This is a genomic window from Kitasatospora sp. NPDC056783 (assembly GCF_042789895.1).
In the GTDB taxonomy this organism is placed as follows: Bacteria; Actinomycetota; Actinomycetes; order Streptomycetales; family Streptomycetaceae; genus Kitasatospora.
The window spans coordinates 1-6,666 of sequence record NZ_JBHUAF010000447.1 but is presented as its reverse complement, the minus strand read 5'-3'; the positions used below and the strand labels follow the sequence as shown (position 1 = coordinate 6,666).

The following is a 6,666-nucleotide window of genomic DNA, read 5'->3' as shown; positions in this document are numbered from 1 at the left end:
TTTGGCACGCTGTTGAGTTCTCAAGGAACGGACGCTTCCTTCGGACTGCCTTCCAGCAGGCCCTCCGGGCTTCGTTCTTTCGTGTTTCCAGCTTATCAGATGTTTTCCGCTCCGTTTTCCGGAGTTTCATTCATCCGATCCGCTTTCGCCTTTCGGCGCTCCCGAACTCTACCAGAGTTTCTCGGTCCGTTTTCCCCGGTCGTTCTCGAATTCAAATTCGAGCCCGTTTCCGAGGGGCCGTCCCGTGGGGCAACCCGGAGAACATTACGCACCGGGTCGCCCCACGTCAAACCAGCGTCAGCCGGTGTTGAGCGAGCGTCAGACCTCGACCACGACCGGCAGGATCATCGGCCGGCGGCGGTAGTTGTCCGCGACCCACTTGCCGACGGTCCGGCGGACCAGCTGCTGCACCTGACGGGGGTCCAGCACGCCGTCGCTCGCCGAACGGTCCAGCGCTTCCTGGAGCTTCGAGACCACCGGGACGAACGCGTTGTCGTCGATGCCGGAGCCACGGGCCTGGATGGTCGGGCCGCCGACGATCTTGCCGTTGGCCGAGTCGACCGCGACGAAGACCGAGATGAAGCCCTCCTCGCCGAGGATCCTGCGGTCCTTGAGCGAGGCCTCGGTGATGTCGCCGACCGAGGAACCGTCCACGTAGACGTAGCCGGCCTGCACCTTGCCGACGATCCGGGCGACGCCGCCCTCGAGGTCGACGCAGACGCCGTCCTCCGCGATGACCACGCGGTTGCGCGGCACCCCGGTGGCGATGCCCAGCTCGGCGGCCGCGCGCAGGTGGCGCCACTCGCCGTGGACCGGCATCAGGTTGCGCGGCTTGCAGATGTTGAAGAAGTAGAGCAGCTCGCCCGCCGAGGCGTGGCCTGAGACGTGCACCTTGGCGTTGCCCTTGTGCACGACCTTGGCGCCCCAGCGGGTCAGGCCGTTGATCACCCGGTAGACGGCGTTCTCGTTGCCCGGGATGAGCGAGGAGGCCAGGACGACGGTGTCGCCCTCGACGATGCGGATCTGGTGGTCGCGGTTGGCCATCCGGGACAGCGCCGCCATCGGCTCGCCCTGCGAACCGGTGCAGATCAGCACGACCTCCTTGTCCGGCAGGTCGTCCAGCTGCTTGACGTCCACGATCATGTTGCCGGGCACCTTCAGGTAGCCGAGGTCCCGGGCGATGCCCATGTTGCGGACCATCGAGCGGCCGACGAAGGCGACCTTGCGCTTGTACTCGTGGGCGGCGTCCAGCACCTGCTGGATGCGGTGCACGTGGCTCGCGAAGGAGGCCACGATGATGCGCTTGTCGGCGTTCGCGAAGACGTTGCGCAGCGCCGCCGAGATGTCCCGCTCGTGCGGGATGAACCCGGGGACCTCGGCGTTGGTGGAGTCCACCAGCAGCAGGTCCATGCCCTCCTCCGCCAGCTTGGCGAAGGTCGGCAGGTCGGTCAGGCGACCGTCCAGCGGCAGCTGGTCCATCTTGAAGTCACCGGTGGCCACGACCATGCCGGCGGGGGTGCGGACCGCCACCGCGAGGGCGTCCGGGATGGAGTGGTTGACCGCGATGAACTCGCAGTCGAAGGGGCCGATGCGCTCGCGCTCGCCCTCCTTGACCTCCAGCACGTACGGCCGGATGCGGTGCTCGGCGAGCTTGGCCTCGATCAGCGCCAGGGTCAGCTTGGAGCCGATCAGCGGGATGTCCGGGTTCTCCCGCAGGAGGAACGGGACGGCGCCGATGTGGTCCTCGTGCCCGTGGGTGAGGACGATGCCGTCGACCTTGTCGAGGCGGTCCCGGATGTAGCTGAAGTCCGGGAGGATCAGATCCACGCCGGGCTGCTCGTCCTCGGGGAAGAGGACGCCGCAGTCGACGATCAGGATGCGGTCCCCGTACTCCAGGACCGTCATGTTGCGGCCGATCTCGCCGAGGCCGCCGAGCGGGGTGATCCGGAGGGCGCCCTCCTTCAGGGCCGGGGGGGCGCCGAGCTCGGGGTGCGGGTGGCTCAAAAGACTCTCCTCACGACGCACGCCATATGCCCGGGGTCCTCCCCCTGGAGACATATGGCGCGCGTACTCAGTGTCGTTTTCCTACTGGGTCTGTGCTCTCGCGCCTGCGGTCCGGTCCAGCGGCGGACCCGGGTGGGTCCGGCGAGCCGGGGCGCGCACGTCGTCGTCTGCTACAGGTGTACCCCGCCGGCGGCGAGATCCTCCTTCAATCGCGCGACCTCCTCGGCCGTCGCGCCCACCAGCGGCAGGCGCAGCGGTCCTGCGGGCAGGCCCTGGAGCTCCAGGGCCGCCTTGGTGAGGATCACGCCCTGGGTGCGGAACATACCGCTGAACACCGGCAGCAGGCGCTGGTGGATGCTGGTGGCCTTGACCACATCGCCCGCCAGGAAGGCCTCGATCATCGCCCGGAGGTCGCCGGCCACCACGTGCCCGACGACGCTGACCACGCCGACGGCTCCGACGGACAGCAGCGGCAGGTTGAGGACGTCGTCGCCGGAGTACCAGGCGAGGTCGGCCCGGGCGATGGCCCAGGCCGCGGCGCCGAGGTCGCCCTTGGCGTCCTTGTTGGCGACGATCCGCGGGTGCTCGCCGAGCCGGACCAGCGTCTCGTGGCTCAGCGCGACCCCGCTGCGGCCCGGGATGTCGTACAGCATGACCGGCAGCCCGGTCGCGTCGGCGACGGCGACGTTGTGCCGGTACAGGCCCTCCTGCGGGGGCTTGCTGTAGTACGGCGTGACGACCAGCAGGCCGTCCGCTCCGGCGGCCTCCGCCTGTCGGGCCAGCTCGACGCTGTGGTGGGTGTCGTTGGTGCCGACGCCGGCCACCACGTGGGCGCGGTCCCCGACCGCCTCGACCACGGCGCGGACCAGCTGGGCCTTCTCGGCGTCGCTGGTGGTCGGGGACTCGCCGGTGGTGCCGTTGACGACGAGGCCGTCGTTGCCGGAGTCGACGAGGTGCGTGGCGAGGCGCTGGGCGCCGTCGAGGTCGAGGCCGCCGTCGGCGGTGAACGGGGTGACCATCGCGGTCAGGACCCGGCCGAACGGCGTCTGGGGGGTGGAGGTCGGAGCCATGGGTCCAAAGCTACTCGTAGGCGGTGGGGCGTCCCCCATGCCGGTCCGGTGTTCGGACAGTCGAACCGCGTCGGTGGCACTGACGTGGGATTCCGGTGCTGCCCGCTCGGGGGTTCGGGCAGCACCGGAATCCGTGTTCACGAATGTAGGGAGCGGCTGGAAAAGCCGCAATCCAGACATGCCAGACACTCTGCCCGTATGCCTGTCGCCCCAGGTCAGGGGGCGACTCGGCCGTGCTTCTCGAAGGCCGCATGGGTGAGCGGCATGAGCCGGGCCCACTGCTCCTCCATCCGCTCGGCGACCATCTCGATCTCGCGCTGCGGGAAGGACGGCACCGTGGCGTTCTCCCGCTTGGTGCGCAGCGACAGGAAGTGCATCAGCGAACGCGAGTTGCAGGTCGCGTACATCGAGGAGAACAGGCCCACCGGCAGCACCGCGCGCGCGACCTCTCGGGCCACGCCCGCGGCCAGCATCTCCTGGTAGCGGGCGTAGGACTCGCGGTACGCGGCCTCCATCGCCTCGGTGGTGGTCCGGTGCTGCTCCGGCGTGCCGTCGTGGAACTCGTACTTGCCGGGGCGGCCCTGCTGGACCAGCTTGCGGTCCTCGCCCGGGACGTAGAAGACCGGCTGGAGCTCGCGGTAGCGGCCGGACTCCTCGTTGTACGACCAGCCGCTGCGGTGCCGGTGGAACTCCCGGAACACGAAGATCGGCGCGCTGATGAAGAAGGTCATCGAGTTGTGCTCGAACGGCGTGCCGTGCCGGTCGCGCATCAGGAAGTTGATCAGGCCCTTGGACTTCTCCGGGTCCTGCTGGACGGCTTCCAGGGACTGCTCGCCCGCGGTCGAGACCCGGGCCGCCCAGATGACGTCCGAGTCGGCGGCGGCGCTGCGGACCAGCTCCACCGTCACGTCGCTGCGGAAGCTGGGGGCCGTCGGTTCGTCGCTCACGCGTTACTCCTTGCGGGTTCGGTGCTGTGCAGCTTGATGGCGTGCTGCATGGTCTTGCGGGCGCGCGGGGTGTCGCCGGCGTCGGCGTAGGCCACGGCGAGGCGGAACCAGACCCGCCAGTCGCCCGGCGCGTCCTGCGCCTCGGCCTGGCGGCGGGCGAACACCGCGTCGGCCGAGGCCCGGTCGATCCGTCCGCCCTTGCTGCGGTTCAGCTCGTCCACCGGCAGGCCGCCCTCGGCCTCCAGCTCGCGGGCCATCAGCTCACTGGCCCTGCCGAAGCGGACGGTCTGGCGCAGGAACCAGACGCCGATCACCGGGATCACGAAGGCGCAGATCCCGATGCCGATGCCGAGCGGCTTGCCGGTGGCGACCAGCTGGACGCCCTCCCCCACGCAGACGAGGGCGACCAGCAGCAGCACACCGGACAGGACGAAGAAACCGGTACGCGAGGTCATCGGACACTCCCTGGGTTCGACACTGTCACAGGTCCAGGAAGTGTTCGAGGCCGAAGGTCAGCCCCGGCGTCCCCACGACCTTGCGCGCGCCCAGCAGGATGCCCGGCATGAAGCTGCTGTGGTGCAGCGAGTCGTGCCGGATGGTGAGCGTCTCGCCGGTGTCGCCGAACATCACCTGCTGGTGGGCGAGCAGGCCGCGCAGCCGTACCGCGTGCACCGGCACCCCGTCCACGTCGGCGCCGCGCGCGCCGGGCAGGCTGTGGGTGGTCGGGTCCTGCTGCGGCGGGCGGCCGGCCTCGGCCCGGGCGGCGGCGATCAACTGGGCGGTGCGGGTGGCCGTGCCGCTGGGGGCGTCGGCCTTGCGGTCGTGGTGCAGCTCGACCACCTCGACCGACTCGAAGTAGCGGGCGGCGATCTGCGAGAACTTCATGCCGAGGATCGCGCCGATCGAGAAGTTCGGGGCGATCAGCAGGCCGAGCTCCGGGGCCTCGTCCAGCCAGCCGCGGACGGTGGCGAGCCGCTCGTCCGTCCAGCCGGTGGTGCCGGTGACCACGTGGACGCCGTGGTGCAGGCAGTGGTCCAGGTTGCCCATCACCGAGTCCGGGTGGGTCAGCTCGACGGCGACCTGGGCGCCGGCCTCGGTCAGTTCCGCCAGGTCGGAGCCGCGGCCGAGGGCGGCCACCAGCTCCAGGTCCGGCGCGGCCTCGACGGCCTTGACCGCCTCGGAGCCGATCCGTCCCTTGGCGCCGATCACGGCGACACGCAGCGTCATAGCGAAGTTCCTCTCACCAGCAGGTTCAGACCAGCAGATCGGCGAGCTTGGCGGCCCGCTTGTCGTTGACCGGGCCGATCAGGGCGAGCGACGGCCGGTACGCGCCCAGCACATCACGCGCCACCGCGTGGACGTCCTCCAGGGTCACCGCCGCGATCCGCTCCAGCATCTCGTCCACCGACAGGTGGTGCCCGTAGCTGAGCTCGGCCTTGCCGATCCGGTTCATCAGCGAACCGGTGTCCTCCATGCCGAGCACCGTGGAGCCGGAGATCTGGCCGATCGCCCGCCCCAGCTCCTCCTCGGTGATGCCCTCCTCGACCACCTTGGCCAGCTCGGCGCGGCAGATCCGCAGCACCTCCTCGACCCGCTTGGGCTGGCAGCCGGCGTAGATGCCGAACAGGCCGCTGTCCGCGTAGGACGAGGAGTACGAGTAGACCGAGTACGCCAGGCCCCGCTTCTCGCGGACCTCCTGGAACAGCCGGGAGCTCATCCCGCCGCCGAGCGCCGCGTTGAGCACGCCCATCGCCCAGCGGCGCTCGTCGTGCCGCGGCACCCCGGGCACGCCCAGCACCAGGTGGGCCTGCTCGGTGGAACGGTTGAGCACCTCGACCTTGCCGGCCGTGCGCAGCGCCTTGACGCCGCGGCGGGCCTCGGCCGGGGCCGCGGTGGAGGCCGCCAGCACCGGCGCGAAGGCCTGCTCGACCTGCTTGACCACCTTGCGGTGGTCGAGGTTGCCGGCCGCGGCGACGACCAGCTGCTCGGGCCGGTAGCGGCGGCGGTAGAAGCCGGCGATCTGGTCCCGGGTGAGGGTCCGGATGGTCTCCTGGGTGCCGAGGATCGGGCGGCCGAGCGGACCGCTGCCGTAGATCACCTTGGCGAACAGGTCGTGCACCACGTCGCCCGGGTCGTCCTCGGCCATCGCCATCTCCTCGAGGATGACGCCGCGCTCGGCCTCCACGTCCTCGGTGCGGATCAGCGAGCCGGTGAGCATGTCGCAGACCACGTCGATGGCCAGCGGCAGGTCGGTGTCCAGGACCCGGGCGTAGTAGCAGGTGTTCTCCTTCGCGGTGAAGGCGTTCATCTCGCCGCCGACCGCGTCCAGGGCCGCCGAGATGTCCAGCGCGCTGCGCCGCTCGGTGCCCTTGAAGAGCAGGTGCTCCAGGTAGTGGGTCGCGCCGTTGAGCTGCGGGGTCTCGTCCCGCGAGCCGACGCCGACCCAGATGCCGAAGGTCGCGGAGCGAACCGTCGGCAGGGTCTCGGTGACGACCCGCAGGCCGCCGGGGAGGACGGTGCGGCGCACCGTGCCGGCGCCGTCGACGCCCTTGAGCAGGGTCCGGGTGGTGCCGGGACGCTGCGTTACCGCCGGGGCCTGCGCCACGGGGGGTACCTCCAGAGGAAACGCACGTGCGGAACGGCAC

General features: G+C 70.3%; 6 protein-coding genes. All 6 read right to left on the bottom strand.

What is annotated here, in order from left to right; translation table 11 throughout:
- Positions 1 to 318: 318 nt before the first annotated feature.
- Positions 319 to 2,004: a ribonuclease J gene (locus ACFRMQ_RS36405; RefSeq protein WP_380735119.1), complete on the bottom strand. Its 1,686-nt coding sequence runs from the start codon at positions 2,002 to 2,004 to the stop codon at positions 319 to 321.
- A 170-nt stretch (positions 2,005 to 2,174) separates the two neighbouring features.
- Complete coding sequence (dapA, locus tag ACFRMQ_RS36400) at positions 2,175 to 3,074, bottom strand: 4-hydroxy-tetrahydrodipicolinate synthase (protein ID WP_380735118.1); 900 nt, start codon at positions 3,072 to 3,074, stop codon at positions 2,175 to 2,177.
- 215 nt (positions 3,075 to 3,289) lie between these two features.
- Positions 3,290 to 4,021 (bottom strand): FAD-dependent thymidylate synthase, encoded by a 732-nt coding sequence (gene thyX, locus ACFRMQ_RS36395; RefSeq protein WP_380735117.1) that lies wholly within the window; start codon positions 4,019 to 4,021, stop codon positions 3,290 to 3,292.
- On the bottom strand, positions 4,018 to 4,476 hold the full coding sequence (locus ACFRMQ_RS36390) for a hypothetical protein (RefSeq protein ID WP_380735116.1): 459 nt from the start codon (positions 4,474 to 4,476) through the stop codon (positions 4,018 to 4,020). The genes thyX and ACFRMQ_RS36390 overlap by 4 nt, the downstream gene beginning before the upstream one ends.
- Before the next feature lie 25 nt (positions 4,477 to 4,501).
- Positions 4,502 to 5,248 (bottom strand): 4-hydroxy-tetrahydrodipicolinate reductase, encoded by a 747-nt coding sequence (dapB, locus tag ACFRMQ_RS36385; RefSeq protein WP_380735115.1) that lies wholly within the window; start codon positions 5,246 to 5,248, stop codon positions 4,502 to 4,504.
- Between the two features lie 25 nt (positions 5,249 to 5,273).
- On the bottom strand, positions 5,274 to 6,626 hold the full coding sequence (locus tag ACFRMQ_RS36380) for a M16 family metallopeptidase (RefSeq protein ID WP_380735114.1): 1,353 nt from the start codon (positions 6,624 to 6,626) through the stop codon (positions 5,274 to 5,276).
- Between the last annotated feature and the right edge of the window lie 40 nt (positions 6,627 to 6,666).